This is a genomic window from Candidatus Afararchaeum irisae, assembly GCA_034190545.1.
Lineage (GTDB): Archaea > Halobacteriota > Halobacteria > Halobacteriales > Afararchaeaceae > Afararchaeum > Afararchaeum irisae.
The window spans coordinates 99,670-125,204 of record JAXIOF010000016.1; the positions used below are offsets into that span (position 1 = coordinate 99,670).

Consider the following 25,535-nt stretch of genomic DNA (forward strand, 5'->3'; position numbering starts at 1 on the left):
AAGATGTCAGCAAACATAGGATTTGACGTTCCGGAGCCCGACGAGACGTGCTCCGACGACAACTGTCCGTTCCACGGCACCCTAGGTGTCCGCGGTACGGTCGTAGAGGGAGAAGTCGCGAGCGACAAGATGGACAAGACGGCGGTCGTCGAGAGGGAGCACGACGTCAACGTTCCGAAGTACGACAGACAGATGAGACGGAGGTCACGCATATCCGCACACTCCCCTCCCTGCCTCGATCCCGAGGAGGGCGACACGGTGAGAGTCGCGGAGTGCAGACCTCTGAGCAAGACGAAGAACTTCGTCGTAATAGAAGTAGTGGAGGAAGAATAATGAAAGCAGTAGCAGCCGACATACCACGACCCCTCACGAAGGGAACGAAGCTCAACTGCGCCGACAACACTGGCGCACGTGAGCTACGTCTCATAAGCGCGAAGAACTACGGAGGATCTAGGAGGAGACAGCCCAAGGCTGGACTCGGAGACGTCGTAGTAGTTAGTGTGACGAAGGGCGACCCCGACATGAGAAGGCAGGTTCTCGAAGCCGTCGTAGTTAGACAGAAGAAGGGCTTCAAGAGACCCGACGGAACGCGTGTCAAGTTCGAAGAGAACGCCGCTGTCATAATCGACGAGAACGAAGAGCCGAGAGGAACAGAGATACGCGGTCCGATATCGCGCGAGGTCGCCGAGAGGTTCGGTATGATAGCCAGCACCGCGAACATGATAGTCTAATAGGTGAACAGAATGACTACACAGCAACCACGTAAACAGAGAAAGCAGAAGGACGAAGCACCTCTACACGAGAGACACAGCTTCGTCCACGCGACCCTCAGCGACGATCTCCGTGACGAGTACGGCACGAGGAGAGTCAGAGTCAGTGAGGGCGACACCGTCGAGGTCATGAGAGGCGACGACGCCGGAGAGACAGGAGAGGTACTCGGAGTCGACCTCGACTCTGCGAAGGTAGAGGTCGAGGGAGTCACTGTCGAGAAAGCCGACGGAGAGGAAGTGCCGCGTATGGTAGACGCGTCGAACCTCCGTGTTACGGATCTCGACCTCGAAGACCCCGAGAGAGAGGACAGGATCAGACGAGGTGGTGACTGATGACACACCAGAAACGTCTCTCAGCACCCTCGTCCTGGCCCATAGAGAGGAAGAGCTACGTATTCACCGTCTCGCCCCAAGCGGGTCCCCACGGTGAAGAGGGTGTTCCCCTCGTAGTTCTACTCAGAGACGTAGTCGAATACGTCGAGAACGCGAAGGAAGCACGTTACGCCCTCGAAAACGACTCGGTCGTCATAAACGGAGAGCCCGCCGACGACATACGTACCCCGATAGGTATGTTCGACATCGTCGCCTTCCCCGAGATGGACGAGTACTACCGCGTATTCCCCGGGGAGGGTGGACGTCTCTCGCTCACCTCGATAGACGAGGACGCCGCGACGACGAAGCTCGCCAAGATCACGGACAAGACCCAGATAAAGGGAGGCGAGACACAGCTCAATCTCCACAACGGAGACAACCTACTCGTCGAAGACGACGTCTACTCGACAGACGACTCAGTAGTCGTAGACGTCGAGACCGACGAGATAGTCGACCACTTCGTCTTCGACGAGGGTCGCGCCGTCACAGCCGTAGACGGAAAGCACTCGGGAGAGGTCGGAAAGCTAGTCGAGATACGTATCACCGAGGGTTCGAGCCCTAACACGATAGTCGCCGAACGTGACGACGGTACGACGTTCGAGACAGTAGAGGAGTACGTCTTCGTGATAGGCGAATCGCTTACGAGCTTAGAGGAACAGGAGGCTGACGAATAATGAGTCTCGAAGAGATACACGAGATGAGGAAGCCGAAGATAGAGAAGGTCGTCGTCAACATGTCGATAGGAGAAGGTGGTGTCGACCTCAGAAACGCAGAGGAGATAGTCGAGGAGATCACGGGACAGCAGACCGTGAGGACGAACGCGAAACAGAGCGTCCCGTCGTTCGGGATACGCCAGGGCGATCCCATAGGCTGTAAGACGACCCTCAGAGGCGACGACGCTAAGGAGTTCCTCGATGAGGCACTCGGAATAGCCGGCTCGCTCGACTCGAACCAGTTCGACGAGTTCGGTAACTTCTCGTTCGGAATCGAGGAGCACACTCAGTTCGAGGAGATGGAGTACGACCCCGACATAGGAATATTCGGCATGGACGTGACTGTCACGATGGAAAGGAAGGGCAAACGCGTCGAGAAACGCAGGAAACAGTCACGTAAGATCCCCGAGAAGCAGCGCCTCAACACGGAAGACGCGACTGCGTTCGTAGAGGAAGAGTTCGAGGTGAGCATAGAATGAGCGAGACTGAGACAGAGGCTGAGACAGAGGAAGAGACGCCGGAGACAGGAAACACCCACGAGTGTCAGAGATGTGGACGGAAGGAAGGTCTTGTGTCGAGGTACAACATCTACCTCTGCAGACAGTGCTTCCGTGAGGTCGCACGCGACATGGGTGCGAAGAAGTACAACTAAACACAGGTGATAAAATGACGATGTCAGACCCGCTTGCGAACGCGCTCTCGGCGATAGAGAACGCCGAGAAGGTCGGCAAGCTAGAGTGCACGATAGAGCCCGCTTCGAACAGCATAGGCAACGTCCTCGGGGTTCTCCACGACCAGGGATTCATAGAGAGCTTCGAGTTCGTTGACGACGGTAAGGCAGGCAAGTTCGACGTAGAGCTGAGCGGTGGAATAAACGAATGTGGAGCTGTCAAGCCGAAGTACACAGTCTCGAAGGACGAGTACGAGAAATGGGAGAAACGTTACCTCCCCGGTAGGGACTACGGCTCTCTGATAGTCACAACGAGCCACGGTGTCATGAGCCATTACGAGGCTCGTGAGGAAGGCGTCGGAGGACAGCTCCTCGCTTACGTATACTAAGAGGTGACAAGAATGAAAGAAGTAGTCATAGAAGTTCCGGACGAAGTCGACGTCGAGAAAGACCTCGACAGACTGACGGTGAGCGGTCCCAACGGCACCGTCGAGAGAACCTACTCGTACCCCGGCGTAGACGTCGAGGTCGAAGACGGCGACGTAGTCGTTAGCACAGAGAAGGACAGACGTAAGCCCCTCGCCACTGTCGGGTCGTTCGAGAGCGAGATCGAGAACGACATAAAGGGAGTCACTGAGGGCTTCGAGTACAAGATGAAGGTACTCTACAGCCATTTCCCGATGCAGGTCGAGGTCAAGGGCGACGTAGTCGAGATACGTAACTTCCTCGGCGAGAAACACCCGAGGGAAGCCGAGATACTCGGCGAGACACAGGTCGAGGTTCAGGACGAGGAGATCACTCTGACAGGACCTGACAAGGAAGCCGTCGGACAGACTGCTGCGAACATAGAACAGCAGACACGTATAAACGACAAGGACATACGTGCTTTCCAGGACGGCGTCTACATAACAGAGAAGGCAGGAAAGGAGGTAGTATAAGATGGCAGACGCAGACCAACTTACCGAGATAGACGGAGTCGGAGAGTCGAAGGCTGACGCTCTGAGAGACGCTGGATACGAGACCGTCGACGACGTCAGGAGGGCGTCACAGGAGGATCTCTCCGAGGTCGACGAGATAGGAAAGGCACTCGCCGCACGTATAAAGGCGGACGTCGGAAGCCTCGAAGTCGAGGAGGAAGCCGTAGAGGAGATAGAGGAAGAAGCAGAGGAAGCCGAGGCTGGAGAACGTATAACCGCACGTGGTCTCTCCGACAAGACCCCCGACCTCAACGACGAAGAGGAGAGGCTCCTCAACGTCAAGAAGCGTCAGAAGGCGAGCAAGCCCGACTTCAACAGGCAGGATCACCACAAGATGAAGAGAAACCCGTCGTCTTGGAGGAGACCCAAGGGCGGACTCTCGAAGCAGAGAAGAGGAGTCAAGGGCAGAGGCAAGACAGCAGGAGTCGGCTTCCGATCGCCCAAGGAGGTCAGAGACCTCCATCCGAGCGGATTCGAGGAGGTACGTGTCGAACGTCCCGAGGATCTCGAAGGAGTCGACCCCTCGACCCAGGCGGTACGTATAGGAGGCTCTGTAGGTGGCAGAAAGAGAGAGAGAATAGAGGAGAAGGCGGTCGAGAACGAGATACGTGTTCTCAACCCCACGTACATAGAGGAGGCTGAAGAATGACTGACCTAAAGACACAGAAACGTCTCGCTTCCGACATACTCGGCTGTGGAAAGAACCGAGTCTGGCTCGACCCCGACGCACAGTCGGAGATAGCCGAGGCAATCACGCGAGAGGACGTCAGAGACCTCATAGACGAGGGTAGCATAAAGGCGAAGGAGAAGAAGGGAGTCTCACGTGGACGCGCTCGTGAGAGAGACGAGAAGAGAGAGTACGGTCACAAGAAGGGACAGGGTAAGCGCAGCGGAAAGCAGGGCGCGCGTAACCCCGAGAAGGACGAGTGGGAGTCGAAGATACGGGCACAGAGGAAGGCTCTGAAGGAGATGCGCGAGAACGACGAGATAACACCTTCTGAGTTCCGTGAGCTCTACAGAATGGCAAAAGGCGGAGAGTTCAGAAGTGTACGTTATCTCAAAAACTACGTAGAAGGAATGGAGGAGTAACATGGCAACAAAACCCAACTACAAGGTTCCGATGAGACGCAGGCGCGAGGGTAAGACGGATTACCAGCAACGTCTACGTCTCCTCAAGAGCGGAAAGCCGCGTCTAGTCGTAAGGAAGAGCAACAAGCACACTACGGTACAGATAGTCACAGCGGGAGCCGACGGAGACTACACAGAGGCGAAGGCTGATACATCAGACCTCGCGGAGTACGGCTGGGAAGCCCCGACCGGAAACCTTCCCGCGGCGTACCTCGCAGGCTTCCTCGCGGGAGTCAGAGGTCTCGACGAGGGATTCGACGAGGCTGTCGCCGACATAGGTCTCAACCCCGTGACGCCCGGTAACAGGGTCTTTGCAGCGGTAATGGGAGCCTCCGACGCAGGACTCGAAGTCCCCCACGGAGACGACGTCGTTCCGTCGTGGGAACGTGTCAGAGGAGAGCACATAGCCGAGTACGACGGACTGGAGTACACCTCCGACGACGTCGGCATAGACTCCGACGAGCTCCCCGAACATTTCGATCAGGTACTTGAAACACTGGAGGAAGAAGCATGAGTTCAGCAGAGTACGAAGACGAATGGATACCCAAGACGAGACTCGGCAGGAAGGTTCAGGAAGGAGAGATAACTTCGATGGACGCCGCGATCAACTCGGGTCTTCCGCTTAAGGAGCCCGAGATAGTCGACACACTCCTTCCCGACCTCGACGACGAGGTTCTCGACATAAACATGGTACAGAGAATGACCGACTCGGGACGACGTGTCAAGTTCAGATGCGTCGTCGCAGTCGGTAACCACGACGGATACATAGGCTTCGCCGAGGCGAAGGCAGAACAGGTCGGAGCCGGAATCCGTAAGGCGATAGACGTTGCGAAGCTCAACATGTTCAAGGTCTCACGTGGCTGTGGATCTTGGGAGTGTGGCTGCGGAAGACCCCACACGGTCGCTCTCAAGACGAGCGGAAAGTCGGGAAGCGTCGAGGTCGAGTTACTTCCCGCGCCCCAGGGTCTCGGACTCGCCGCGGGAGAGACTGCGACGAGCGTACTCGAACTCGCGGGAATCGAGGACATATGGACGAAGTCGAACGGACAGACACGTACGACGGTCAACTTCGCGAAGGCGACCTACAACGCACTCCTCGAAACCGCCGAGGCACGCGTTCCGCCCCACGCGAGAGAGGCACGTGAGGTGATCGAGTAATGAGCGCAGAAGCAGAATCAGAATCCGAGCAAGAAGAGGTCGGCTGTTACGCAGTCGTACAGGTACGTGGCGAGGTCAACATGAGCTCGGGTGTGAGAGACACACTCGACATGCTCAGCCTAGGAGACGTCAACAGCTGTACCATCAGACCCGCGACGGGGTCTGTCGAGGGGATGCTCCACAAGGTCAACGACTACGTCGCATACGGTACCCCGAGCGCCGAGACTGTCGCCGAGCTAGTCGAGACTAGAGGCGAGACCGAGGACGGAGACTCGGTTACTGACGGCTACATAGACGAGAACACCGAGTACTCATCTGTCGAGGAGTTCGCCGAGGCAGTCGTAGAAGGAGACACCGACCTCAAGGAGGCGGGTCTGAGAACACGTCTCGGACTCCATCCCCCAAGAGGCGGACACTCGGGAATAAAGAAGAGCTACAAGCAGGGTGGAGTCCTCGGAAGCCACGGTAACGAGATAGACGACCTACTCAGGAGGATGAGATAAGATGTCTAGAGACTCTAAGAAACGCGGACGCGGATCGAGAACACACGGCGGAGGTACTCAGAAGAACCGACGTGGAGGAGGAAACAGAGGTGGAAGAGGAGACGCTGGACGTGACAAACACGAGAAGTTCAGCCATCCCGACCTCGGAAAACACGGCTTCCAGCGACCCCAGAAGGTTCAGAAAGAGGTCGCGACAGCCGACATAGGCGAGATAGACCAGAAGGTCTACGAACTCGTCGACGAGGGAGTTATCGAGGAGACAGACGACGGCTACGAGGTAGACGCCGACGAGATAGGTGTCGACAAGATACTCGGCGGAGGACAGGTTCGTAACAGCCTCGTCGTCCGTGCCGACGACTTCTCCGACTCCGCCGTCGAGAAGATAGAGGAAGCCGGCGGTGAGGTCATAGAGACAGGTGAGTCGGAAGAAGACGAAGACAGCGAAGAAAACAAGAACTAAGGCGGAGACCGAAAACATAACCTAAAAGATGGGAGTAACAGACGCATTCGAACCGATCCTACTCAGGATGCCAAGCGTCGACGGACCCGACCGTCACGTTCCTTTCAAGAACAAGCTCTACTGGACGTTCGGCGTCCTCGTTCTCTACTTCGCTCTGACGAACGTGACTTTGTTCGGCGTGTCGAGTAGTAGCGACCTGTTTGGACAGTTCAGATCGATACTCGCGGGAGCACAGGGATCGATACTACATCTCGGAATTGGTCCCATAGTCACCGCGAGCATCGTCCTCCAGCTACTCAGCGGCGCCGACCTCATGCCCATCGACACTGAGACACCAAGGGGGCAGGCTCTCTACCAGGGGACACAGAAGTTCCTCGTAGTCGTGATGTCGGTAGTCACAGCTATACCGATGGTCTTCGGAGGCTTCCTCCAGCCTAGCCAGAAGATAGCCAGCACGCTTGGAATACCCGCCGCCGCGCTCTCGTGGATAATATTCGTCCAGGTCGTCTTAGGAGGTATACTCATACTCTTCTTCGACGAGATTATCTCGAAATGGGGAGTCGGAAGCGGTGTCGGTCTCTTCATTATAGCCGGAATATCCCAGCAGATGATAGGAGGAGTATTCGACTGGCATCTCGGTCAGGACGGTCTCCCGACGGGTATCATCTTCAGATGGTACTATATATTCTCGGGGCAGGCTGACCTCGGCTTCGCTCTCACGAGTACACAGGGAATACAGTTCCTCCTCATAAACGGAGGACAGATACTCTTCGTGCTCACGACGGTGATAATATTCGCAATAATCCTCTACGCCGAGTCGGTGAGGATAGAGATTCCACTATCACACTCCCGCGTCAAGGGTGCGCGAGGACAGTACCCCGTTAAGCTAATATACGCGAGCACCCTCCCGCTGATATTCGTGCGTGCAGTTCAAGCAAACGTCCAGATGGTGGGGCGCGTCCTCTACCAGCAGGGATTCCGGCCTGAGTGGTTCGCAGTCTATCCGTCGGGGTCGACACAGCCCACCTCGGGTCTGATGTACTACCTCACGCCGATACAGGCTCCGACCGACTGGATGTGGTGGCTCCCCGGAGGACCCACTCAGGCAGCCTGGAAGGTATTCCTACGTATGGGAATCGATGCTGTGGTTCTCGTAGGAGGCGGTGCTATGTTCGCTGTCTTCTGGGTCGAGACAGCCGACATGGGACCCGACGCAGTCGCACAGAAGATACAGAACTCAGGGATGGAGATACCCGGATTCCGGCGTAATGCAGGAGTCATAGAGAAGGTTATGGAACGTTACATACCACAGGTCACCGTCATAGGTGGTGCCCTAATGGGACTCCTCGCCGTTATGGCGAACATGCTCGGAACCATAGGAGGCGTCACCGGAACCGGACTCCTCATCACGGTATCAATCACCCACAAGCTCTACGAGGAGATAGCGGAGGAACAGCTCATGGAGATGCACCCGATGATGCGGAAGATGTTTGGATCGGAGGCGTGACCTCAGTAACACGGCTCACTCCGCCCGCGGTGTAGAGAGATTAGAAAGGTTTTAGAAAAGACAGCCCCAACTTGGTTATGTAACTGGAGTGTGAGGGTCCATAGCTCAGTCCGGTTAGAGCGCTCGGCTCATAACCGAGTGGTCGACGGTTCAAATCCGTCTGGACCCATGTGTTTTTCTCATACTTCGGGACTCAACTGAAACTGTAACTGTATTCATCGTCAATCAACCGAATCAAGGACCCTCTTCGAGCTTTACGACGTTGGTAGCGTCCTTATGTCCCTCGTAGTAGTAGACTTTCTCCGAGGGAATATACCTCACGACGCCTTTCTCGTCGCCCGCGGATATCTTCCAGCATCTCCTGCGCTCGTCGTAATGTATGTCGTCTCTGTCGCCGTGGTAGACCTTCGCCCCGTTGGGCGTCTCATAGACTAGCTTCGGCATACCGTATAAGACTCGTGATGATACGAAAGTCTTCGGCAGATACTTGGTTGGGAGACCGACTACTGTCTCTGACACTGACATGGAGACGGAAAGACAGAACCAGACGGGCTTCGACTGGCTCTCACTCGATGACGACGAGGAGGTCAACAAGGAGGTCAGCCGGCGTACCCAGGAGTCAGAGGACTCGGATACCAAGGACGAGATGACGAGACAGATACTCGAAGAGATAAGGAGGACGCGTAAGGCAGTCGAGTCGATCGACGAGAAGCTCTAAGCTAAGCTAAGCTAAGAAAGCTGTTCGCCTATCATGGCGTCGGCTTTACGTACGAAAGAGTCGATCTCTTCGGTGGGTATCGTCGCGCCCGCGGCTATGTCGTGCCCACCGCCACCTCCGTCGACCTCCGAGGCACATGACGACATCACGTCTGAGAGGTCGAGACCCTTTCTCACGAGACTCTGTGTCCCACGCGCGCTGACCTTTGTCTCGTCTTCGGCGTCAAGCCGATCTTCCTCGGAGTCGGCGAACGCGACCACAGGCATGCTCCGACTCACAGTCCCGAGAGAGTAGCTCATTCCCGCGATGATGCCGACTACCGTGTCACGTATCTCGCTCCTAGCGTCGAAGTACTGGAGGTTTTCGAGCTTAGTCACGCCGTTCGAGTCGACGAAATCGACGCCGTTCTTGAGGTTGCGTCTGTGGTTCCTCAGAAGCTCATGGGAGCGCAAGTAAGCCTCGTCCCTGTCGCCCTTACAGACAGCTAGTCCCGTCTCCGCCTCCCTGTACCTCGCCGTCGAGTTGAGGAGTGTCGAGAACTCGGTGGCGTCCCTCACCTCAGTACCGGGCTCCTCCTGGCTGAGTACGTATGTCTCGCCCACGAGACGGTCGATCTCGTCGGAGTCGACGCCGTTCGTGATACAGTGTTCCATCAGCGAGTTGGTGACCTTCTGTCTCTCGTCGTCGGAGAAGTCAGCCCACCGTCTCCAGTCTCCGTCGGCGCGTCTGAGACGGACTCCCATCTCCTCCAAGAAGTCGACGGCACCCGAACGTGAGTTGGTGATTCCTGGGAGATAGACATCGGTCGAGTACTCGAAGAGCCTCGGTAAGTCGCGCGTCTGTCTGCCGAAGAGGAGTAAGTCAGTCCTCTCCTCCAAGACACCCGCCTCGACGCCTTCTTTTACTATCTCACGGTTAGCCCCTGTGAGACGTCCCGACTTCGAGTCCTGCATGTCTCCGACCGCGCCGACAGCAGCGAGAGCCGCGAGATCCTTGGCGTCTTCACCTATGAGTGCGCGCGCGAGGATATACGATACCCCCGCGCCCGATATCTCCGAGGAGCCGTCTATTCCGAAGAGTAGAGGGTTGAGATGGTGCTCAAGACCGCCGTCGTCGGAGTCTTTCGCTGTCTGTGGCTGGTGGTGGTCAGCGATCACGGGGTCGAAGTCGCCTCGGCGTATCTCGTCTGTGAGTCCGCTCCCGAAGTCGGTAAATACGACAGTCGAGTAGCCGGCGTCCTCGATCTCGCGGAGATCGTTCTCGTCTAACTGCTTCGAGAACCACGTCTCGTGTTCGACCCCCGCACGGTCGAGTGCGAGCGAGGTGATACCCGCGCTGGCTAGACCGTCGGCGTCTATGTGTGAGATGAGGAGGAGGTCGTCGGACGAACTCAATATGTGGGAGGCGGAGTCCTCGGCACACTCAAGGAATCCGGCGTCTAGCTTAAGCTGAGATGAGAGTCCCGAACGCATTGAGGGCTCTTAGTCGGGAGAGGATAAAAATTATACTGGTACGTCTGTCTACTGCGAGTCGATGCCGAACGACTCACGGAGAACCTCGGGATTAGTCTCACCAGCGGTCACAGTTCTTCCGCCGACTACGTCGACAGTCACCGATGCGGGGGCAAAGACGGCGTCGTCTATCTCGTCAAAGCTACCCGCCTCGTCGAACACGTCGACGAAGGGCTCGCCGTAGTCGGGACTCGACGACGAGGCAAGGTCGGAGAAGACGTCCGAGTCGTCGGCTACACGGATATGAACCTCGCTGCCGTAGATTATACCGTCGTTGGTGGCTCCGACCGACTCTGTCTCGTCGGAGACGACGGGAGCGACAGGCGATCTCCCTGAGACAGTCTCGACCTTCGAGACATCGTAGCCGAGGGATTCGAGACGTAGGAGGGTGACCTCGGCGGATCTCGAAGCAGTCTGTACGACACCCGCCGTACTCGTAGACGGTGCGACGACTGCGAAGAGTGACTCGGTGGAGACACCGCATTCGTCGGCGATGTAGTCGAGCGACTTCGGACTCGGCAACGTCGAGGACTCGAGGCAGATAACACCGAACTCCTCGTCTACGGCTCCGTCGGAAAGGGCGCGCGCGGGTCCGCTCGCGAGAGCCCTGTATCCCTCGTGGTCTATATGCCATCCCGCGTGCTGTGACGTCAGAAGCGCTGTCTCGGGACTGTCTGTCCAGACGTCTACGTAGTTGAGAGGTGTACGCGTGCCGGCTTGAGTGACACCGTCTGTCTCGACATCGACTGAGAGGAGACCCGCCGCCGAGATGTCGGCGTAGTAGAGACCCGCCTCTATACCTCCCGCGGCGTCGACACCGAAGTCAAGAACCCTCGCACCGTTAGAGTAGTCGTGGACATCGACCGAGAGGCTGTCGGAGTACTCGACAGCGTCGTCTACCATCTCAAGAGCGTTCGCGTTGAGATCCATGTAGGAAGATTGTAGAAGAGACCTAAGCCGGTTTCGGTGGCTTTTTGTTTCTCAGAGGATTCTATTCACAAAAGGCAGTGGCTACCCCGTTCTGCGGGCAGTACCACACGCAGACAGTGTGTTTGCGTAAGCTTCGTAGAAGGCTTAAGCCGTACTACGGAGGTATCTAAATGAAGAAAGACACAGTACATACCGACCCAACGGTGTACAGTTCGGGAGGTGACTCCTGATGGCGAGCATAGAGGAGTCAGTCTCTGAGGCACTCGACGAGGCTCCCGACAGAAACTTCGTCGAGAGCGTCGATCTGGCTATAAACCTCAGGGATCTCGACCTGAGTCAGCCCGACAAACGCATAGACGAGGAAGTAGTCCTCCCCGCGGGAACAGGACGTGACATCAAGGTCGCAGTCATAGCTGACGGAGAGACCGCACTCCAGGCTGAGGAAGCAGCCGACGAAGTTCTGAGCCCCGACGACATAGAGGATCTCGGAGACGACGACGACGCAGCGAAGGACATCGCAGACGAGATGGACTTCTTCGTCGCAGAGACCGAGTTCATGGAGGACGTCGGACGTTATCTCGGTACGGTTCTAGGACCCAGAGGTAAGATGCCGACGCCTCTCACACCCGACGACGACGTAGTCGAGGAGGTTCAGCGTCTCAAGGGAACAGTCTCACTGCGTTCGGGTGACAGAAGGACTTTCCACACCGCAGTCGGCACAGAGGAGATGTCCGCCGACGAGATATCCGACAACATAAACGCAGTAATGCGTAGACTCACAGCTGAGCTCGAAAAGGGTCCCCTCAACATAGACCGCGTCTTCGTCAAGACGACTATGGGACCTTCCGTAGAGGTGGAGGTATAAAATGTCAACAACAGAGACAGAGACACAGACACAGACACAGACGGAGTCAGAAGCACTCACCGAGGAGGTGCCCGAGTGGAAGAGAAAGGAGGTCGAGAGGTTCAAGGAGCTTCTCGACGAGTACACCGCCGTGGGAGTCGTCAACGTCGAGGGGATCGGCTCGAAACAGTTCCAGCAGGTTCGTAAGAACCTCCACGGCTCCGCGAAGGTGCGTGTCGGACGTAACACTCTGATGAGACGCGCCCTCTCCGAGAAGGGTCTCGACGAGCTCGTCGAGTACGTCAACGGACAGTCGGGTCTTCTACTCACCGACTCGAACCCCTTCACCCTCTACAAGAAGATAGAGGAGTCGAAGAGTCCTGCGCCCCTCAAGGAGGGTCAGATAGCACCCAACGACATAGTCGTTCCCGAGGGCGACACCGGAATGGATCCCGGACCCTTCGTCGGAGACCTCCAGCAGGCGGGCGTCAACGCGCGCATAGAGGAGGGCTCTATAAAGGTCATCGAGGACAGCGTCGTGACAGAGGAGGGCGAGGAAGCCTCGGCACAGGTAGCCGAGGTTCTCCAGAAGATGGAGATATTCCCCGTTGAGGTGGGTGTCGATCTGCGTGCCGTCATAGACATAGAAGACGGTACAGTCTTCGAGCCCGACACACTCGACATCGACGAGGACGAGTACATCTCCGACCTCGAGTCCGCCGCAGCAGGTGCGTTCAACCTCGGAGTCAACGCGGGCATAGCCAACGAGACTACGGTGCGTCCGATGCTCTCGAAGGCGGGCGGAGAGGCACGCTCACTGGGTGTCGAGGCTGAGATCACCGAGCCCGGCGTGATAGAGGATCTCGTTGCACAGGCTGACTCGTCGCTCAGAGGAGTCGCGTCTGAGGTCGACGACGATGCGCTCCCTGAGGAGCTTCAGGGGGTCGAAGCCGACACGCCCGAGCCACAGGCTCAGGAAGAAGCCGAAGACGAAGAAGCTGAGGAAGAGACAGACGAAGAAGAACAGGAAGCCGAAGCCGAGGAGGACGACGAAGACGTCTCCGAGGGCATGGGCAACCTGTTCTAGATTAGAAAGAGTTTAAACAGTTCAGACCGAGAAAACAACAAGGAGTAGTATATAACACATGGAATACATCTACGCCGCCCTCGTTGTACACAACGCGGGCAACGAAGTCACGGAGGACAGCGTTACGGACGTACTAGAAGCCGCGGGAGTCGACGTCGATGAGAGCCGTGTCTCGGCTCTCGTCGCGGCTCTCGACGGGGTCAACATAGACGAAGCCGTCGAACAGGCAGCCGCCGCACCCGCAGCGGGCGCAGGCGGAGGTGCCGCAGCCGCAGGCGGAGAAGACGAGGAAGAAGAGGAAGCCGAAGCTGAGGAAGAGGAAGAAGAGGAGGAAGCCGAGGAAGAAGCAGAAGAGGACGCCGGAGAAGGTCTCGGCGAGCTCTTCGGTTAAGCTACGTTACAGCTCTTACTCGAATCTTACCTTAGATTTCCGAACCTGTTATACAGCGGTAGCTGTGTCTGTATTCTATGGACGACCGCGTACGCGAGCACGCAGAGATTCTGGTCGACTGGAGCACAGACGTACAGAGAGGAGACAACGTCGTAATCTCGGCTAGCGAGGGTGCCGACGACCTCGTAGTCGCCCTCAACGAGGAGATAGCGAAGAGAGGAGCCGAGCCGATAACGGTCTACTCGCCTAGCGAGGCTTCTCGGGCGTTTCTCACCAACTATGACGGCGAGTTCAGTCTTCCCGACCACAAGCTCGCGCTCTACGAGGAGGCGGACGTCGTTATAAGCATACGTTCGGGGGCGAACCTGAGGGCGATGAAGAACGTCCCGGGAGATCTCCTCGCTGAGAGGGCGAGGGCGATGGAGCCTGTGCGTGAGGAGAGGCTCTCGAAGAGATGGTGTCTCACACAGCATCCCACAAACGCCCACGCTCAGATGGCGGAGATGTCGCTCTCGGAGTACGAGGACTTCGTCTACTCCGCAGTTCTGAGAGACTGGGAGGAGGTCGAGGAAGAACAGGAGATACTCAAAGAGAGGCTCGACGACGCGAGCGAGGTCTACATAGAGGGCGAAGACACTGAAATACGTATGAGTGTCGACGGGATGAACGCCGTCAACTCGTGTGGGAGACACAACATGCCGAGCGGCGAGGTATTTACGGCTCCGGTCGTCGACTCGGTCGAGGGTGAGGTACTCTTCGACAAGCCTCTGATACACCAGGGGAGGAAGATGGAGGGTGTCAGTCTCAGGTTCGAGGAGGGCGATGTCGTCGAGTTCTCTGCGGAGAGAAACGAGGAGATACTCGAAGACATACTCACGACAGACGAGGGAGCTAGCAGGCTCGGAGAGCTCGGAATAGGTACCAACAGGGAGATTGACGTCTTCAGTAACAACATGCTGTTCGACGAGAAGATGGGCGACACCATACATATGGCTCTCGGGCGCGCGTACGACGACAACGTCGGAGAGGGGCGCGAACAGAACCAGAGCGCGGTTCACGTCGACATGATAAAGGACGTGAGTGACGGACGTATAGAGTTCGACGGCGAGGTCATACAGGAAAACGGAAGGTTCGTCTGGGAGGACGAGTAGACGGAGAAAACCATTTGGACGCCGAGATCCTACGGGCTGTATGTCGAAGACAGAGTACCTCAACGATGACAGACTCCTGCGTTACCTCGTCTATGCAGTCCTCGGTTCGCTCGCTGTGATACTCGGCTATGCCGCGGTCAAGATACTCCTTGCCGCAGTCATGGGTATACTCAAACTCGGCGTCGCAGTCGGCGTCTTAGCTCTGGTCGCGTGGATTGCCTACCGTCTACTCGTGTAATACTACAAATACAGAGTCTCTTGGTCGTGACGTGGGCTTTCTTCACACACCGCCGGTGGATTTATATATCACAATTTATAATAAAGACGTAGGTGGTGTGGTAATGAATGATATAGACTGCAGAAGCAAGGTCACCCTGATAGTCCACGACTGGTGTCTCGGCTGTTCGGAGACCGAAGAGGTATGGAAGTCACTCAGGAGTCGGCACGGATTCAGTTACGAGACCGTCGAGATATGTACGGAGTACGGGAGACATCTCGTAGACAAGTACGATATCACCGAGGTTCCAACGACGATAGTCGACGGTGAGAAGGTCGAGGGTGTCCCCGACGAAGAAAGGGCGACCGAGATGGTCAGACAGGTCTGTGAGGTGGATATGGAGGTAGAGGTTTAGCTATCCTAGCTACTACTACGTCTGATCGCTTCTGTAGTTGGGAGCCTCGTCAGTAATCATGACGTCGTGAGGATGGCTCTCCTCCTTTCCTGCACCTGTTATACGTACGAATCTCGCTTCTTCCTGCATCTCGTCTATGTCGGACGCGCCGACGTATCCCATTCCACTCTGGAGACCTCCGACTAGCTGGTGAATCTGACTACCGACAGAACCACGGTAGGGTATAGCACCCTCGATTCCCTCGGGGACGAACTCCTGGTCGGTGTCCTCCTTGAGGTATCTGTCAGTGGTCTCCTCTCCGGCGGTCATGGCTCCGACGCTTCCCATTCCTCTGTACTGCTTGTAACGTTTGCCCTGTACGGTTATCGTCCTACCCGGAGCCTCGTCGGTGCCCGCTAAGAGCGATCCCATCATCACGGCGTCGGCTCCCGCGGCGACAGCCTTGGCTATGTCGCCCGAGTACCGTATTCCGCCGTCGGCTATCACGGGTACTCCGTGTTCGGAGGCGACGTCGGCGACGTTCGAGATGGCTGTCATCTGGGGCATTCCCGAACCCGCGACGACCCTCGTCGTACAGATACTTCCGGGTCCGACGCCGACCTTGAGACCGTCGGCGAACTCCACGAGCTCCTCGGCTGCCTCAGACGTGGCTATGTTCCCGACTACGACGTCGGCGTCGACCTTCTGTTTTATCTCGCGCGCGCCCTCGACGACGTTCATGTTGTGGGCGTGTGCGGTGTCGACCATCAGGACGTCGGCACCCGCCTCGTCGAGCTTTAGGGCGCGGTCGGTCTTGAAAGGCGAGACAGCGGCGGCGACTGCGAGATGTCCGTCGTCGTCCCTCGTAGCGTCGGGATACTCACGTCTTCTGAGTATACTCCTCATCGTAATTATGCCCTCGACCGTCTCTCCGCCGTCCTCTACGACGGGAAGACGTTCGACGCCGTTCTCGTACATGAGTTCGAGCGCCTCGTCGGGATCTATGCCCTCGTCTACCGTGACGACATCACGCGTCATGACCTCGGTTATGCTCACGTCACCGCGTCCGGTGTCGGCAAAGGGTCGCAGGTCACGTTTGCTGACTATTCCGACGAGGTCTCCCGTGTCATCGAGAACGGGAAGTCCCGAAACATCCTCTGTCTCCATGAGACGTGTGGCGTCGTCGACCGAGGCGTCGGTCGTTATAGTGACTACGTCTCTCGTGATGAGACGGTCGCTGTCCTTGACCTTCCTTATCTCCTCAGCCTGCGAGTCGGCGCTCAGGTTCCTGTGGACGACACCGATTCCGCCCTCACGTGCCATCGCTATCGCCATGCCGCTCTCGGTCACAGTGTCCATCGCGGCACTGATTATAGGAGTCTCCATCTCTACGTTAACCGATACCCTGGTAGAAACGTCAGCTTCGTTGGGCTCGACAGTAGACTCGGAAGGACGTAGAAGAAGATCGTCGAAGGTGAGTCCCTCCTCGCAGTCGAGCTTGTCTCTGAAATCTGTCCCCATGTAACCTCAACGCGCCGACTTCTTAAAATGGTGTCGCTATCTTGTCCTGTCGGCTACACCATCGGGAGCTTCCTGTCACCTATCGAGTCGACCTCGTCACGTATACTGTCCGCCGCGCCCCTCAGAGCGTCCTTGGCGGGCGAGTCCAAGTCGCTCAGGACTATCGGCTCTCCCTCGTCGCCTCCCGTCCTGACGTTGGGATCTATGGGTATTCTTCCGACGAGTGGCACGTCAGCCTCATCGGCGAGCTTCTGACCCGCTCCCGATCCGAATATATCGTGGTGTCCTCCGCAGTCGGGACAGACGAACTCCGACATGTTCTCGACTATCCCGACGACGGGGACGTTGGTCTTCTCGAACATCTCAACTCCCTTACGCGAGTCGTCGAGAGAGACCGTCTGTGGCGTCGTAACTATCACAGCACCCGTGACGGGTATCGTCTGGGCTATCGTGAGCTGTGCGTCTCCGGTTCCGGGGGGCATGTCGACGACGAGGTAGTCGAGGTCGCCCCAGTTGACGTCGTTGAGAAGCTGTGTCAGAGCGTTGTGTACCATCGCGCCCCTCCAGACTACGGGTGTGTCCTGTCCCGTGAGGTATCCCATCGACATCACCTTTATTCCGCTTTTCTCGGGCGGTATGATCTTCTCGTCCTTGTCGACCCTCGGCTGGGCGTCGCTCCCTAGCATACGTGGGACGTTAGGTCCGTAGACGTCGGAGTCGAAGAGACCTACGGTGGCTCCGGCGTCGGAGAGCGCGGCGGCTAAGTTGACAGCGACTGTCGACTTTCCGACGCCTCCCTTCCCACTCGAAACCGCGATTACCTTGTCGACGTTAGGAAGTACCTCACTCTCCTCGTCCGCCGCCTCAGCCTCCGATGACCACTCGACCTGAAGACCTTCGAGACCCTCGACGTCGGAGAGAGCGTCGGTTATGTCGTCACGTAGCTCTTCCTTCATATCCGGAGCCGGGAGATTGACACGGAAATGTGCCGTCGAGCCGTCGAGACGGACGTTCTCGACCATCTCCAGACTGACTATGTCCTCACCTAGCTCGGGGTCGTTGACGTTTCTGAGTGCTTCAAGAACATCATCGCGTGAAGGAGTCATTACTTTCCCTTTCGTAAGGATTACCTTAAGAATTGTGTATCGTCTGACGTTTTGACCGTGGGGACTATACCCTCCGACGGTATAAGACGAGTATGGCGTTCCATTACCTCGACCTGAGGACATTCTGTTACGACACCGAGTCTGAGGATCGCGTCCTCTCTGCGCTCGACAGATTCCTGCCTCCGCGCGACGAGTACGACGACGAGATAAAGACAGGATACGAGGTGGAGAAGTCGGAGGCAGAGGGGCATTACGGCAACAAGATAAAGGTCTTCGAGACGCGCCTCGAACTCGCAGACGAGATACGTTACGTTATGAACAGGGTCAGGACTGCGGAGAGCTTCAGCAGGGTTCTGAGGGAGATGGAGGATCGCATAGACGACGACTGCTCGTTCTATGTCAGGTTCGACAAGCAGGCGGCGTACGAGGGCGAGATACGTCTCGGCGACGGGATAACCCTGATGGGGAAAGTCGAGGCATACCCCGCGAAGAAGGAAAACGCCGTCGAGACACTCAACGAGTACTTCTCGGAGTTCTGATCCCGTATGTCAGAGGCAGAAGACATAGACATAGACATAGACATAGATATAGATATGACAACCGAGAGAGGTCTCGTCGCCGAGGCGTCGGAACGTCTGTCTTCGTTGACACCGGGGACGACGGGAAACCTCAGCGTGAGAAACGACGACTACTTCTGTATAACTCCGACGGGGGTTAGATACGGCGAGGTCGAAGCCGAGGACGTTCCGGTCATGAACTCCGACGGCGAGAAGGTCAAAGGCGAACTCGAACCATCGAGCGAGACTCCTATGCACTCAGACGTCTACGAGGAGTTCGGAAGCCGAGCCGTCCTGCACCTACATTCTCCCGCGGCTACGACAGTCGGTGTTCTGCGCGAGGAGATACCGGCGGTTCATTACGCCGTAGGACTCGCAGGAGGAAGAGTGCCTCTCGCGGAGTACGCGACCTACGGCACTCCCGAACTCGGCGAAAACGTCGTCGAGGCGATGAAAGACGAAGACAGAGACGGATCGAAGGCGTGTGTAATCCCAAACCACGGTCTCGTAGTCAGGGGAGACGGAGTCGAGGAAGTCTTTGAGACCGCTGTAAACGTCGAGTTCACAGCCGAGGTCTACCTCCGCGCGAAAGCCGTGGGAGACCCCGTAGAGCTATCCGACGACGAGATCGAGAAAGTCATAGAGAAGTTCAAGGGACACGGGCAGTAGGTGGAGTCAGAGGAGGTCACGGACGTCCTCTACGAGGCAGACGGCGTCACCTATCTCTATGAACTCTGGTATTAGACGCTGTCCCTGAAGATACTGGGATATCTCGTAGCCGTCCCATCTCGCGGGCTTGTCGGGCTTACCCGGCTCGAATGCGAATCTGTTTCCGTGTAAAGCGGCGTTCCTGCACCATCTCAGGAACTGTACCTCGGGTTTCTGTGACAGCCTCTCGTCGTACTCCCTCGACTCCTTCACGAGTTCGTAAGACAGACCGAGGAAGCCGAGGGCGAGGTTGGTCGTCATCTCTTCGAGGAGGGCATCGTTTCGCTCTATCCTCTCGGCGAGTAGTGATACGTCTGCGGTGATGCTGTCGTCTCTCCTCCTCGGGAGGTCGACCTCCGCATCACTCGTGCCGCCGTCGCCGTTTCTGCCCCATCCTCTCTCGTAAACCCTTCTTAGACCGAAGACTCCTCCCTCGAAAGCCTCTATAAGGAGGTCGAGCTGTTTCTGTGTGTTCATTGTGTTCTACTTCTCGGTGGTCTAACTTCGGATTAGCGGTTCGTGTCATGTCACGTCACGTTAACTTGATGTAGGTACGCCGAGGAACACCATCCATGAGAACAGTCGACTGGAACGGCGAGAGAGACTGTGTCGAGATGGTCGACCAGACGCAGCTTCCGAGCGAGTACACGGAGTACTACGCGGAGACCGTCGACGAGCTCGTCGAGAGCATAGAGATTCTGCGTGTGAGAGGCGCGCCCGCACTCGGTGCCGCAGGCGGATTTGGAGTGGCTCTTTCGGCGACGAGACGGGCAGGGGAAGACAGAGACATAGAAGGTTTCAAACAGAAGGTGAGACATGACGCCGAGAGGATAGCCGAGGCGAGACCTACGGCTGTCAACCTCTCGAAAGGGGTCGACGAGGTTCTGACTGTCGTTGAGGACGCCGACTCAGTCGAAGACGCAGTAGAAAACGCCGTGGATGTCTCTAAACGTATCGCTGACGACGACATCGAGACTAACAAGCAGATAGGACGGAACGGCGCGGAGCTATTAGACGACGGTGACACTGTGATGACTCACTGTAACGCTGGTGCTCTCGCGACAGTCGACTGGGGAACCGCTCTCGGGGTAGTCTACTCGGCGCACAGCGAGGGTAAAGAGGTCGACGTCATAGCAAACGAGACACGTCCACTCAACCAGGGGTCACGTATCACGACAGTCGAACTCGAAGAGAGAGGGGTCGAAGTCTGTCTCATACCCGACAACGCTAGCGGTCTCGTTATTCAGGAGGGACACGTCGACGCCGTAGTAGTGGGTGCTGACAGGATAACCGTTAGAGGTGACACGACGACAGTCTTCAACAAGATAGGGACGTACAAACACGCTGTCGTAGCCGACAGACACGACGTCCCATTCTACGTCGCCGCGCCGACATCTACGATAGACACGGAGACAGACGCAGAAGACGTCGAGATAGAGGAACGCAACCCGGACGAGCTTCGTTATATCTACGGGACACAGAACGCCCCCGAGGACATCGACGTCTACAACCCCGCGTTCGACAGAACACCCGGTGAGCTCGTCGACGCAGTCGTGACCGAAGATGGTGTATTCGAGCCATCGGAGATCGAGGAGTATATTGATACGACGTCGACGGTATACTGACTGTATGAACCAGATATTCGCACCGTGGAGGATAGACTGGATAGAACGTGACGACAAGAACAAGAACGAGGAGATAGACGGCTGTGTCTTCTGTGAACTCCCCGAGATGGAGGACGACCGCGACAGCCTCATCTTACTCAGGAGCGAACACTCATTTGTCATACTCAACAACTACCCCTACAACCCGGGTCATCTCATGGTAGTCCCGTACCAGCACACGGGTAAGTACGACGAACTGAGAGACGAGGTTCTGCGTGACCACGCGAGACTCAAACAGCTGACCTTCGAGGCTGTGAGAGAAGGCTTAGACCCAGACGGATTCAACACAGGTCTCAACCTCGGACACGGAAGCGGCGGGTCGATAGACGACCACCTCCACACACACGTGGTTCCGAGATGGAAAGGTGACACTAACTTCATGCCTGCGACTAGCGACACTAAGGTCATAGTCGAGGCTATCGACGAGACCTATGAACGCCTCTACGACGCATTCAAGAGGATCGACGGAGTAGTAACTACGGATAAAGAGAATGAGTCATTGGTAGTCGACGAGTGGTAACTGCGCGGCTGTTATAAGTAGCTACAGTATATTGCAGCACAGCGGTTAACGGATAAGTATCAGTACGAGTATAAGTATAACGAGTATAAGTAGTAGCGGCGAACCGCTTTTTCCGGAGGCTCGCGCACTCCAGTACTCAGCGGTACGTGGGAGGGCTTATCTTCCGTGTTCGGAATGGGTACGGGAGGAACCCCTCCGCTGTGGCCGCCTTAAAGCTGAACTCAGGCTATGAACCCGAAGCTCAGTGGAATAGCTGTGTGTAAACGCAACCCAGTTTACGCCTGGATCTGTAGGAGAGAGGGAATAAGTGGTTTGGCGTTTAGTGACCACGGGCTGAACACGTCGTTGCCTTCGTGCTTACACCCTGGTTCTATCGAACCCATCTTCTATGGGCCGCCTAAGGAGCTTCTTTTTCAGGTGGGTTTCCGGCTTAGATGCTTTCAGCCGTTAACCCGAGGCGCGTAGCTGCCCGGCAGTGCCCTATCGGACAACCGGTTGACCAGTGGCGCCGTTGCTATGTTCCTCTCGTACTAATAGCAACTTCCCGTCAAGCTCCGAACACCCCCAGTAGTTAGCAACCGACCTGTCTCACGACGGTCTAAACCCAGCTCACGACGCCCTTTAATAGGCGAACAACCTCACCCTTGGCGGCTTCTGCACCGCCAGGATGGGCGGAACCGACATCGAGGTAGCAAGCCACCGGGTCGATATGTACTCTTGCCGGTGACGACTCTGTTATCCCTAAGGTAGCTTTTCTGTCATCTATGGCCCGCATCACGCAGGCTCATAGGTTCGCTAGACCCGCCTTTCGGCTCGCCGTCCCTCGTTGGGAAGGACAGCGTCAGACCGGCTTTTGCTCTTGCACTCTTATCCGGGTTCCTGTCCCGGATGAGCCGATCTTTGGGCACGCTCGATATACTTTCAAGCGTGTACCGCCCCAGTCAAACTGCCTACCTAATGATGTCTTCCTCCCGGAGTGAGGGCTGCGGTCTCCCGCGGGTAGTATTTCAAGGCTGCCTCGGTGGCGTGCTGGCGCACGTACCTGTGTAATGGCTCCTACCTATTCTGCACACGAGAGACCACAGCCCAACATCAGGCTGCAGTAAAGCTCTATAGGGTCTTCGCTTCCCCCTGGGGGTCCCCAGACTCCGCACTGGGATGTGAGTTTCACCGGGTCCAAGCTAGGGACAGTGAGGCCCTCGTTAATCCATTCATGCAAGCCGCCAATAAAGCGGCAAGGTACTACGCTACCTTAAGAGGGTCATAGTTACCCCCGCCGTTGACGGGTCCTTCGCCCTATTGTAATAGGTGTTCAGATACCCGCACTGAGCAGGATTCAGTGATCGTACGAGGCCTTGCGGCTTAGCGATCACCTATGTTGTTATTAGACAGTCGGAGCCTCTTAGTCTCTGAGATCTGCCTCGTGAAAGGCAGACACCCCTTCTCGCGAACTTACGGGGCTAAATTGCCGAATTCCCTTAGCTCGGTTCTCCCGACACGTCTAGGCCTTTCCAGCCAGGACACCTGTGTCGGATCTCGGTACGGTCTACCACTCGCCTTTTCACGGGCTCCAGGAATCGACCGGCTTTCGCCATAACCTCTTCACTCGCTTCCTGCCATTACGGCTTCCACGAGCTTCAAGGCTTAGACGACGCGACTGCGTCGCCCGGTCTATCCCGAAGCGTCGGCTTTTAGTGTGGTTAGGCGCAGGAATATTAACCTGCTTCCCCTTCGATCTGCTCGAATTACGGCAGACCTTAGGACCGGCTAACCCTCGGCTGATCAACATTGCCGAGGAACCCTTGTCCTTTCGACGGTCGAGGTTCTCACCCGACTTTCGCTGCTACTGCTACCAGGATTTTCTTCACAACGCGGTCCACGCGACCTCACGGCCGAGCTTCCATCCGCGCTGAGTGCTTGCCTACAAGTCCTTACGGACTCGTGGGTCTCGGTGGCAGGTTTAAGCCCCGTCCATTTTCGGGGCCGCAAACCTCGGCCGGTGAGCTATTACGCTGTCCTTAGAGGGTAGCTGCTTCTAAGCTTACCTCCCAGCTGTCTGTGGCTTGCGACACCCTTCAAATGACACTTAACCTGCACTTTGGGACCTTAACCCACGGCTGGGTTGTCTCCCTTACGGATCACAGGCTTACCCCGGCAATCCGAACTCCCTGCTTCGACGGCGTCTGTGGGTTCGGAGTTCGACAGGGGGTCTCTCCCTCTCGGGAGAGCATTCCCCAATCGGTAGCTCTACCCCACAGACTACCTCAGCAGAGGTAATGCTTCGACATTTTTCGGCAAGAACCAGCCGTCGCCGAGTTCGATGGGCCTTTCACCCCTACTCGTGAATCACGTGAGAGCTTTGTAAGGCATCATCACATGCGGGCCTCCACGTCGCTTTCGCAACGCTTCACCCTGTTCACGAGTAGATCACCCGGTTTCGGGTCGTGTTCCCATGACTCCCCGCGCTTGAACACGGCGGACCAGGCGCCCGAAGGCGCTACGTCCATGTTGGTTTCCCTGTGGCTTCCACCGTGAAGGTGTTAGCCTTGCCATAAGAACACATTCCCTGGCTCGTTTTTCAAAACGTACGACGGAACACCGGCGACTCCTCTCGTACTACGTCCTTGCGAACGGTTCCTTTGAGGAGAAGCACCTTTCGTGCTCCGCCGCTCTATAACCGTCTGATTTCAGGCTCTTTTGACCTCCCTTCTCGGGGTGCTTTTCAGCGTTCGCTCACGCTACTAATACGCTATCGGTCTCGAGGAGTATTTAGTCTTGGAAGATGATGTCTCCCAAATTCCCAAGGGATTTCCAACCCCTGGTACTCTGGAGCTGACTCACGGCGTACTCCGGTAGGTTTACGGGGCTTTCACCCTGTATCGCGCTCCGTTCCAGGAGACTTCAACCCGCGTTTCGGCCGATGATGGTCAGTCCGAACACCACATTGCTCGAAGGCTTCGGTTTGGACTATATCGTGTTCACTCGCGGTTACTAACGACATCTCGTTTGATTTCTTTTCCTGTCCCTACTAAGATGTTTCAGTTGGGGACGTTCCCCACCGCACAAGGCGGTTGCAAAGGGGATTCCCATTAGGAGATCCCAGGTTCCTAGGCTCCGTGCGCCTTCCCTGGGCTTATCGCAGCTTGGCACGTCCTTCATCGGCACTCGAGCCGAGCCATTCACCAGACGGCGTAGCAAAACGAATTCCTCTCGTTCCTACAAATCCAGTGTGCGTCTGGGTTGCGTTTACACACAGCTTCATAGCACTCCCGTGGAGCATCACGGTAAGCGCATCCACCCTTCCCGCCCGCGCTTTCACGGAGCGGTGCATCGATGTCTGCATTTTGGCTTGTACGTTGCCCCATATAAGGGCAACGTTTCAAACTCGCCGCAGTGGCGGTGATGGACTCAGAGGGATTTGAACCCTCGGCCTCCGCCTTGCAAAGGCGGCGCTCTGCCGCTGAGCTATGAGCCCGACAGATACGCGCTGTCGAGACGCGAGAACGGATGTGCAAAACACACCCGATCACGGTACAGATGAGTTAGCTCTGGTAGTTCTTAGGTGTCCGACAGGTGTCTTGTGTATAAGGTGCGCCCCTGTTACAGGGTCGCGATCGTTAGGAGGTGATCCAGGCGCAGATTCCCCTACGCCTACCTTGTTACGACTTAACCCCCCTTGCGGAATCCAGATTCGACCGTGTTAAACACACGGCCTCATCCGAACCCCACTCGGGTGGTTTGACGGGCGGTGTGTGCAAGGAGCAGGGACATATTCACCGCGCCTTTTTGAGGCGCGATTACTACGGAATCCAGCTTCATGAGGACGAGTTTCAGTCCTCAATCCGAACTACGACACAGTTTAAGGATTGGCTCCCCCTCTCGGGGTCGCGTCCCTCTGTCTGTGCCATTGTAGCCCGCGTGTTGCCCGGCCCATTCGGGGCATACTGACCTACCGTTG

The 25,535-nt window shown here is 56.7% G+C and carries 32 protein-coding genes, 2 tRNA genes and 3 rRNA genes; 27 read left to right on the plus strand and 10 right to left on the minus strand.

What is annotated here, in order from left to right:
• Nucleotides 1-3 precede the first annotated feature (3 nt).
• The 16 genes from SV253_02505 (at nucleotide 4) to SV253_02580 (ending at nucleotide 8,427) form a co-directional block, all read left to right on the plus strand.
• Complete coding sequence (locus SV253_02505) at nucleotides 4-333, plus strand: 30S ribosomal protein S17 (protein ID MDY6774947.1); 330 nt, start codon at nucleotides 4-6, stop codon at nucleotides 331-333.
• Nucleotides 333-731 carry a 50S ribosomal protein L14 gene (locus tag SV253_02510; protein MDY6774948.1) on the plus strand — a complete coding sequence of 133 codons (399 nt, stop codon included), beginning with the start codon at nucleotides 333-335 and terminating at the stop codon, nucleotides 729-731. Before SV253_02505 ends, SV253_02510 begins: the two co-directional genes overlap by 1 nt.
• A gap of 12 nt (nucleotides 732-743) precedes the next feature.
• A complete protein-coding gene (gene rplX, locus SV253_02515) occupies nucleotides 744-1,103 on the plus strand; it encodes a 50S ribosomal protein L24 (GenBank protein ID MDY6774949.1) in 360 nt (119 codons plus the stop codon).
• Nucleotides 1,100-1,816: a 30S ribosomal protein S4e gene (locus SV253_02520; GenBank protein ID MDY6774950.1), complete on the plus strand. Its 717-nt coding sequence runs from the start codon at nucleotides 1,100-1,102 to the stop codon at nucleotides 1,814-1,816. Before rplX ends, SV253_02520 begins: the two co-directional genes overlap by 4 nt.
• A complete protein-coding gene (locus SV253_02525) occupies nucleotides 1,816-2,334 on the plus strand; it encodes a 50S ribosomal protein L5 (protein ID MDY6774951.1) in 519 nt (172 codons plus the stop codon). Before SV253_02520 ends, SV253_02525 begins: the two co-directional genes overlap by 1 nt.
• A complete protein-coding gene (locus SV253_02530; protein ID MDY6774952.1) occupies nucleotides 2,331-2,507 on the plus strand; it encodes a 30S ribosomal protein S14 in 177 nt (58 codons plus the stop codon). Before SV253_02525 ends, SV253_02530 begins: the two co-directional genes overlap by 4 nt.
• Nucleotides 2,508-2,521: 14 nt before the next feature.
• A complete protein-coding gene (locus SV253_02535; GenBank protein MDY6774953.1) occupies nucleotides 2,522-2,914 on the plus strand; it encodes a 30S ribosomal protein S8 in 393 nt (130 codons plus the stop codon).
• 12 nt (nucleotides 2,915-2,926) lie between these two features.
• Nucleotides 2,927-3,463, plus strand: a complete 537-nt coding sequence (locus SV253_02540) for a 50S ribosomal protein L6 (protein MDY6774954.1) — start codon at nucleotides 2,927-2,929, stop codon at nucleotides 3,461-3,463.
• A 1-nt stretch (nucleotide 3,464) separates the two neighbouring features.
• Nucleotides 3,465-4,151, plus strand: coding sequence for a 50S ribosomal protein L32e (locus SV253_02545; protein MDY6774955.1), 687 nt, complete (start codon nucleotides 3,465-3,467; stop codon nucleotides 4,149-4,151).
• A complete protein-coding gene (locus SV253_02550) occupies nucleotides 4,148-4,591 on the plus strand; it encodes a 50S ribosomal protein L19e (GenBank protein MDY6774956.1) in 444 nt (147 codons plus the stop codon). The genes SV253_02545 and SV253_02550 overlap by 4 nt, the downstream gene beginning before the upstream one ends.
• Before the next feature lies 1 nt (nucleotide 4,592).
• Entirely contained in the window at nucleotides 4,593-5,144 is a 552-nt protein-coding gene (locus SV253_02555) for a 50S ribosomal protein L18 (protein MDY6774957.1), read from the plus strand.
• Nucleotides 5,141-5,788, plus strand: a complete 648-nt coding sequence (locus SV253_02560; GenBank protein MDY6774958.1) for a 30S ribosomal protein S5 — start codon at nucleotides 5,141-5,143, stop codon at nucleotides 5,786-5,788. Before SV253_02555 ends, SV253_02560 begins: the two co-directional genes overlap by 4 nt.
• Nucleotides 5,788-6,291 carry a 50S ribosomal protein L30 gene (locus tag SV253_02565; protein MDY6774959.1) on the plus strand — a complete coding sequence of 168 codons (504 nt, stop codon included), beginning with the start codon at nucleotides 5,788-5,790 and terminating at the stop codon, nucleotides 6,289-6,291. The genes SV253_02560 and SV253_02565 overlap by 1 nt, the downstream gene beginning before the upstream one ends.
• Nucleotide 6,292: 1 nt before the next feature.
• Nucleotides 6,293-6,751, plus strand: a complete 459-nt coding sequence (locus SV253_02570) for an uL15m family ribosomal protein (protein MDY6774960.1) — start codon at nucleotides 6,293-6,295, stop codon at nucleotides 6,749-6,751.
• A 28-nt stretch (nucleotides 6,752-6,779) separates the two neighbouring features.
• Nucleotides 6,780-8,258 carry a preprotein translocase subunit SecY gene (gene secY / locus SV253_02575; protein MDY6774961.1) on the plus strand — a complete coding sequence of 493 codons (1,479 nt, stop codon included), beginning with the start codon at nucleotides 6,780-6,782 and terminating at the stop codon, nucleotides 8,256-8,258.
• Nucleotides 8,259-8,352: 94 nt separating this feature from the next.
• Nucleotides 8,353-8,427: transfer RNA gene (locus tag SV253_02580), tRNA-Ile, on the plus strand.
• A 65-nt stretch (nucleotides 8,428-8,492) separates the two neighbouring features.
• On the opposite strand, the gene SV253_02585 is transcribed toward SV253_02580, so the two are convergent.
• Nucleotides 8,493-8,702 carry a hypothetical protein gene (locus SV253_02585; protein MDY6774962.1) on the minus strand — a complete coding sequence of 70 codons (210 nt, stop codon included), beginning with the start codon at nucleotides 8,700-8,702 and terminating at the stop codon, nucleotides 8,493-8,495.
• Between the two features lie 79 nt (nucleotides 8,703-8,781).
• Between SV253_02585 and SV253_02590 the strand changes: the two genes are divergently transcribed.
• Nucleotides 8,782-8,976 carry a hypothetical protein gene (locus tag SV253_02590; GenBank protein MDY6774963.1) on the plus strand — a complete coding sequence of 65 codons (195 nt, stop codon included), beginning with the start codon at nucleotides 8,782-8,784 and terminating at the stop codon, nucleotides 8,974-8,976.
• An 11-nt stretch (nucleotides 8,977-8,987) separates the two neighbouring features.
• Here SV253_02590 and SV253_02595 read toward each other — a convergent pair whose 3' ends face one another.
• On the minus strand, nucleotides 8,988-10,448 hold the full coding sequence (locus SV253_02595; protein ID MDY6774964.1) for a DHH family phosphoesterase: 1,461 nt from the start codon (nucleotides 10,446-10,448) through the stop codon (nucleotides 8,988-8,990).
• Between the two features lie 48 nt (nucleotides 10,449-10,496).
• Entirely contained in the window at nucleotides 10,497-11,417 is a 921-nt protein-coding gene (gene mch / locus SV253_02600; protein MDY6774965.1) for a methenyltetrahydromethanopterin cyclohydrolase, read from the minus strand.
• Nucleotides 11,418-11,643: 226 nt separating this feature from the next.
• On the opposite strand from mch, the gene SV253_02605 reads away from it, so the two are divergent.
• The 6 genes from SV253_02605 (at nucleotide 11,644) to SV253_02630 (ending at nucleotide 15,522) form a co-directional block, all read left to right on the plus strand.
• Nucleotides 11,644-12,282: a 50S ribosomal protein L1 gene (locus tag SV253_02605; protein ID MDY6774966.1), complete on the plus strand. Its 639-nt coding sequence runs from the start codon at nucleotides 11,644-11,646 to the stop codon at nucleotides 12,280-12,282.
• A 1-nt stretch (nucleotide 12,283) separates the two neighbouring features.
• Nucleotides 12,284-13,348, plus strand: coding sequence for a 50S ribosomal protein L10 (locus tag SV253_02610; protein ID MDY6774967.1), 1,065 nt, complete (start codon nucleotides 12,284-12,286; stop codon nucleotides 13,346-13,348).
• A 58-nt stretch (nucleotides 13,349-13,406) separates the two neighbouring features.
• Nucleotides 13,407-13,739 (plus strand): 50S ribosomal protein P1, encoded by a 333-nt coding sequence (gene rpl12p, locus SV253_02615; GenBank protein MDY6774968.1) that lies wholly within the window; start codon nucleotides 13,407-13,409, stop codon nucleotides 13,737-13,739.
• Between the two features lie 77 nt (nucleotides 13,740-13,816).
• The gene (locus tag SV253_02620; GenBank protein ID MDY6774969.1) at nucleotides 13,817-14,890 is read left to right on the plus strand and encodes an aminopeptidase; all 1,074 of its coding nucleotides are present in this window, start codon (nucleotides 13,817-13,819) and stop codon (nucleotides 14,888-14,890) included.
• 40 nt (nucleotides 14,891-14,930) lie between these two features.
• Nucleotides 14,931-15,128: a hypothetical protein gene (locus SV253_02625; protein ID MDY6774970.1), complete on the plus strand. Its 198-nt coding sequence runs from the start codon at nucleotides 14,931-14,933 to the stop codon at nucleotides 15,126-15,128.
• 103 nt (nucleotides 15,129-15,231) lie between these two features.
• Complete coding sequence (locus SV253_02630; GenBank protein ID MDY6774971.1) at nucleotides 15,232-15,522, plus strand: thioredoxin family protein; 291 nt, start codon at nucleotides 15,232-15,234, stop codon at nucleotides 15,520-15,522.
• Between the two features lie 15 nt (nucleotides 15,523-15,537).
• On the opposite strand, the gene guaB is transcribed toward SV253_02630, so the two are convergent.
• Both guaB and SV253_02640 read right to left on the minus strand, forming a co-directional pair.
• A complete protein-coding gene (guaB, locus tag SV253_02635; GenBank protein ID MDY6774972.1) occupies nucleotides 15,538-17,022 on the minus strand; it encodes an IMP dehydrogenase in 1,485 nt (494 codons plus the stop codon).
• Nucleotides 17,023-17,075: 53 nt separating this feature from the next.
• Complete coding sequence (locus SV253_02640; protein ID MDY6774973.1) at nucleotides 17,076-18,128, minus strand: Mrp/NBP35 family ATP-binding protein; 1,053 nt, start codon at nucleotides 18,126-18,128, stop codon at nucleotides 17,076-17,078.
• Nucleotides 18,129-18,220: 92 nt separating this feature from the next.
• On the opposite strand from SV253_02640, the gene SV253_02645 reads away from it, so the two are divergent.
• Both SV253_02645 and SV253_02650 read left to right on the plus strand, forming a co-directional pair.
• Nucleotides 18,221-18,667, plus strand: coding sequence for an RNA-binding protein (locus SV253_02645; GenBank protein ID MDY6774974.1), 447 nt, complete (start codon nucleotides 18,221-18,223; stop codon nucleotides 18,665-18,667).
• A 6-nt stretch (nucleotides 18,668-18,673) separates the two neighbouring features.
• Complete coding sequence (locus SV253_02650; GenBank protein MDY6774975.1) at nucleotides 18,674-19,354, plus strand: class II aldolase/adducin family protein; 681 nt, start codon at nucleotides 18,674-18,676, stop codon at nucleotides 19,352-19,354.
• A 6-nt stretch (nucleotides 19,355-19,360) separates the two neighbouring features.
• Here the strand turns inward: SV253_02650 and SV253_02655 are convergent, their stop codons facing one another.
• Nucleotides 19,361-19,870 (minus strand): hypothetical protein, encoded by a 510-nt coding sequence (locus SV253_02655; GenBank protein MDY6774976.1) that lies wholly within the window; start codon nucleotides 19,868-19,870, stop codon nucleotides 19,361-19,363.
• Nucleotides 19,871-19,965: 95 nt separating this feature from the next.
• On the opposite strand from SV253_02655, the gene mtnA reads away from it, so the two are divergent.
• Entirely contained in the window at nucleotides 19,966-21,018 is a 1,053-nt protein-coding gene (gene mtnA / locus SV253_02660) for an S-methyl-5-thioribose-1-phosphate isomerase (protein ID MDY6774977.1), read from the plus strand.
• Nucleotides 21,019-21,022: 4 nt separating this feature from the next.
• The gene (locus SV253_02665) at nucleotides 21,023-21,577 is read left to right on the plus strand and encodes an HIT domain-containing protein (GenBank protein MDY6774978.1); all 555 of its coding nucleotides are present in this window, start codon (nucleotides 21,023-21,025) and stop codon (nucleotides 21,575-21,577) included.
• 90 nt (nucleotides 21,578-21,667) lie between these two features.
• On the opposite strand, the gene rrf is transcribed toward SV253_02665, so the two are convergent.
• The 4 genes from rrf to SV253_02685 form a co-directional block, all read right to left on the minus strand.
• Nucleotides 21,668-21,789 (minus strand): 5S ribosomal RNA (rrf, locus tag SV253_02670).
• 88 nt (nucleotides 21,790-21,877) lie between these two features.
• Nucleotides 21,878-24,784, minus strand: a 23S ribosomal RNA gene (locus SV253_02675).
• 196 nt (nucleotides 24,785-24,980) lie between these two features.
• Nucleotides 24,981-25,052: transfer RNA gene (locus SV253_02680), tRNA-Ala, on the minus strand.
• Between the two features lie 144 nt (nucleotides 25,053-25,196).
• Nucleotides 25,197-25,535, minus strand: a 16S ribosomal RNA gene (locus SV253_02685); the annotation flags it as partial.

Excerpts from the sequence above, each read along its gene's own strand:
- SV253_02505 (MDY6774947.1), top strand. The coding sequence starts at position 4 with ATGTCAGCAAACATAGGATTTGACGTTCCGGAGCCCGACGAGACGTGC.
- SV253_02510 (MDY6774948.1), top strand. The coding sequence starts at position 333 with ATGAAAGCAGTAGCAGCCGACATACCACGACCCCTCACGAAGGGAACG.
- rplX (MDY6774949.1), top strand. The coding sequence starts at position 744 with ATGACTACACAGCAACCACGTAAACAGAGAAAGCAGAAGGACGAAGCA.
- SV253_02525 (MDY6774951.1), top strand. The coding sequence starts at position 1,816 with ATGAGTCTCGAAGAGATACACGAGATGAGGAAGCCGAAGATAGAGAAG.
- SV253_02530 (MDY6774952.1), top strand. The coding sequence starts at position 2,331 with ATGAGCGAGACTGAGACAGAGGCTGAGACAGAGGAAGAGACGCCGGAG.
- SV253_02535 (MDY6774953.1), top strand. The coding sequence starts at position 2,522 with ATGACGATGTCAGACCCGCTTGCGAACGCGCTCTCGGCGATAGAGAAC.
- SV253_02540 (MDY6774954.1), top strand. The coding sequence starts at position 2,927 with ATGAAAGAAGTAGTCATAGAAGTTCCGGACGAAGTCGACGTCGAGAAA.
- SV253_02545 (MDY6774955.1), top strand. The coding sequence starts at position 3,465 with ATGGCAGACGCAGACCAACTTACCGAGATAGACGGAGTCGGAGAGTCG.
- SV253_02550 (MDY6774956.1), top strand. The coding sequence starts at position 4,148 with ATGACTGACCTAAAGACACAGAAACGTCTCGCTTCCGACATACTCGGC.
- SV253_02555 (MDY6774957.1), top strand. The coding sequence starts at position 4,593 with ATGGCAACAAAACCCAACTACAAGGTTCCGATGAGACGCAGGCGCGAG.
- SV253_02560 (MDY6774958.1), top strand. The coding sequence starts at position 5,141 with ATGAGTTCAGCAGAGTACGAAGACGAATGGATACCCAAGACGAGACTC.
- SV253_02565 (MDY6774959.1), top strand. The coding sequence starts at position 5,788 with ATGAGCGCAGAAGCAGAATCAGAATCCGAGCAAGAAGAGGTCGGCTGT.
- SV253_02570 (MDY6774960.1), top strand. The coding sequence starts at position 6,293 with ATGTCTAGAGACTCTAAGAAACGCGGACGCGGATCGAGAACACACGGC.
- secY (MDY6774961.1), top strand. The coding sequence starts at position 6,780 with ATGGGAGTAACAGACGCATTCGAACCGATCCTACTCAGGATGCCAAGC.
- SV253_02585 (MDY6774962.1), bottom strand. The coding sequence starts at position 8,702 with ATGCCGAAGCTAGTCTATGAGACGCCCAACGGGGCGAAGGTCTACCAC.
- SV253_02590 (MDY6774963.1), top strand. The coding sequence starts at position 8,782 with ATGGAGACGGAAAGACAGAACCAGACGGGCTTCGACTGGCTCTCACTC.
- SV253_02595 (MDY6774964.1), bottom strand. The coding sequence starts at position 10,448 with ATGCGTTCGGGACTCTCATCTCAGCTTAAGCTAGACGCCGGATTCCTT.
- mch (MDY6774965.1), bottom strand. The coding sequence starts at position 11,417 with ATGGATCTCAACGCGAACGCTCTTGAGATGGTAGACGACGCTGTCGAG.
- SV253_02610 (MDY6774967.1), top strand. The coding sequence starts at position 12,284 with ATGTCAACAACAGAGACAGAGACACAGACACAGACACAGACGGAGTCA.
- rpl12p (MDY6774968.1), top strand. The coding sequence starts at position 13,407 with ATGGAATACATCTACGCCGCCCTCGTTGTACACAACGCGGGCAACGAA.
- SV253_02620 (MDY6774969.1), top strand. The coding sequence starts at position 13,817 with ATGGACGACCGCGTACGCGAGCACGCAGAGATTCTGGTCGACTGGAGC.
- SV253_02625 (MDY6774970.1), top strand. The coding sequence starts at position 14,931 with ATGTCGAAGACAGAGTACCTCAACGATGACAGACTCCTGCGTTACCTC.
- SV253_02630 (MDY6774971.1), top strand. The coding sequence starts at position 15,232 with ATGAATGATATAGACTGCAGAAGCAAGGTCACCCTGATAGTCCACGAC.
- guaB (MDY6774972.1), bottom strand. The coding sequence starts at position 17,022 with ATGGGGACAGATTTCAGAGACAAGCTCGACTGCGAGGAGGGACTCACC.
- SV253_02640 (MDY6774973.1), bottom strand. The coding sequence starts at position 18,128 with ATGACTCCTTCACGCGATGATGTTCTTGAAGCACTCAGAAACGTCAAC.
- SV253_02645 (MDY6774974.1), top strand. The coding sequence starts at position 18,221 with ATGGCGTTCCATTACCTCGACCTGAGGACATTCTGTTACGACACCGAG.
- SV253_02650 (MDY6774975.1), top strand. The coding sequence starts at position 18,674 with ATGTCAGAGGCAGAAGACATAGACATAGACATAGACATAGATATAGAT.
- SV253_02655 (MDY6774976.1), bottom strand. The coding sequence starts at position 19,870 with ATGAACACACAGAAACAGCTCGACCTCCTTATAGAGGCTTTCGAGGGA.
- mtnA (MDY6774977.1), top strand. The coding sequence starts at position 19,966 with ATGAGAACAGTCGACTGGAACGGCGAGAGAGACTGTGTCGAGATGGTC.
- SV253_02665 (MDY6774978.1), top strand. The coding sequence starts at position 21,023 with ATGAACCAGATATTCGCACCGTGGAGGATAGACTGGATAGAACGTGAC.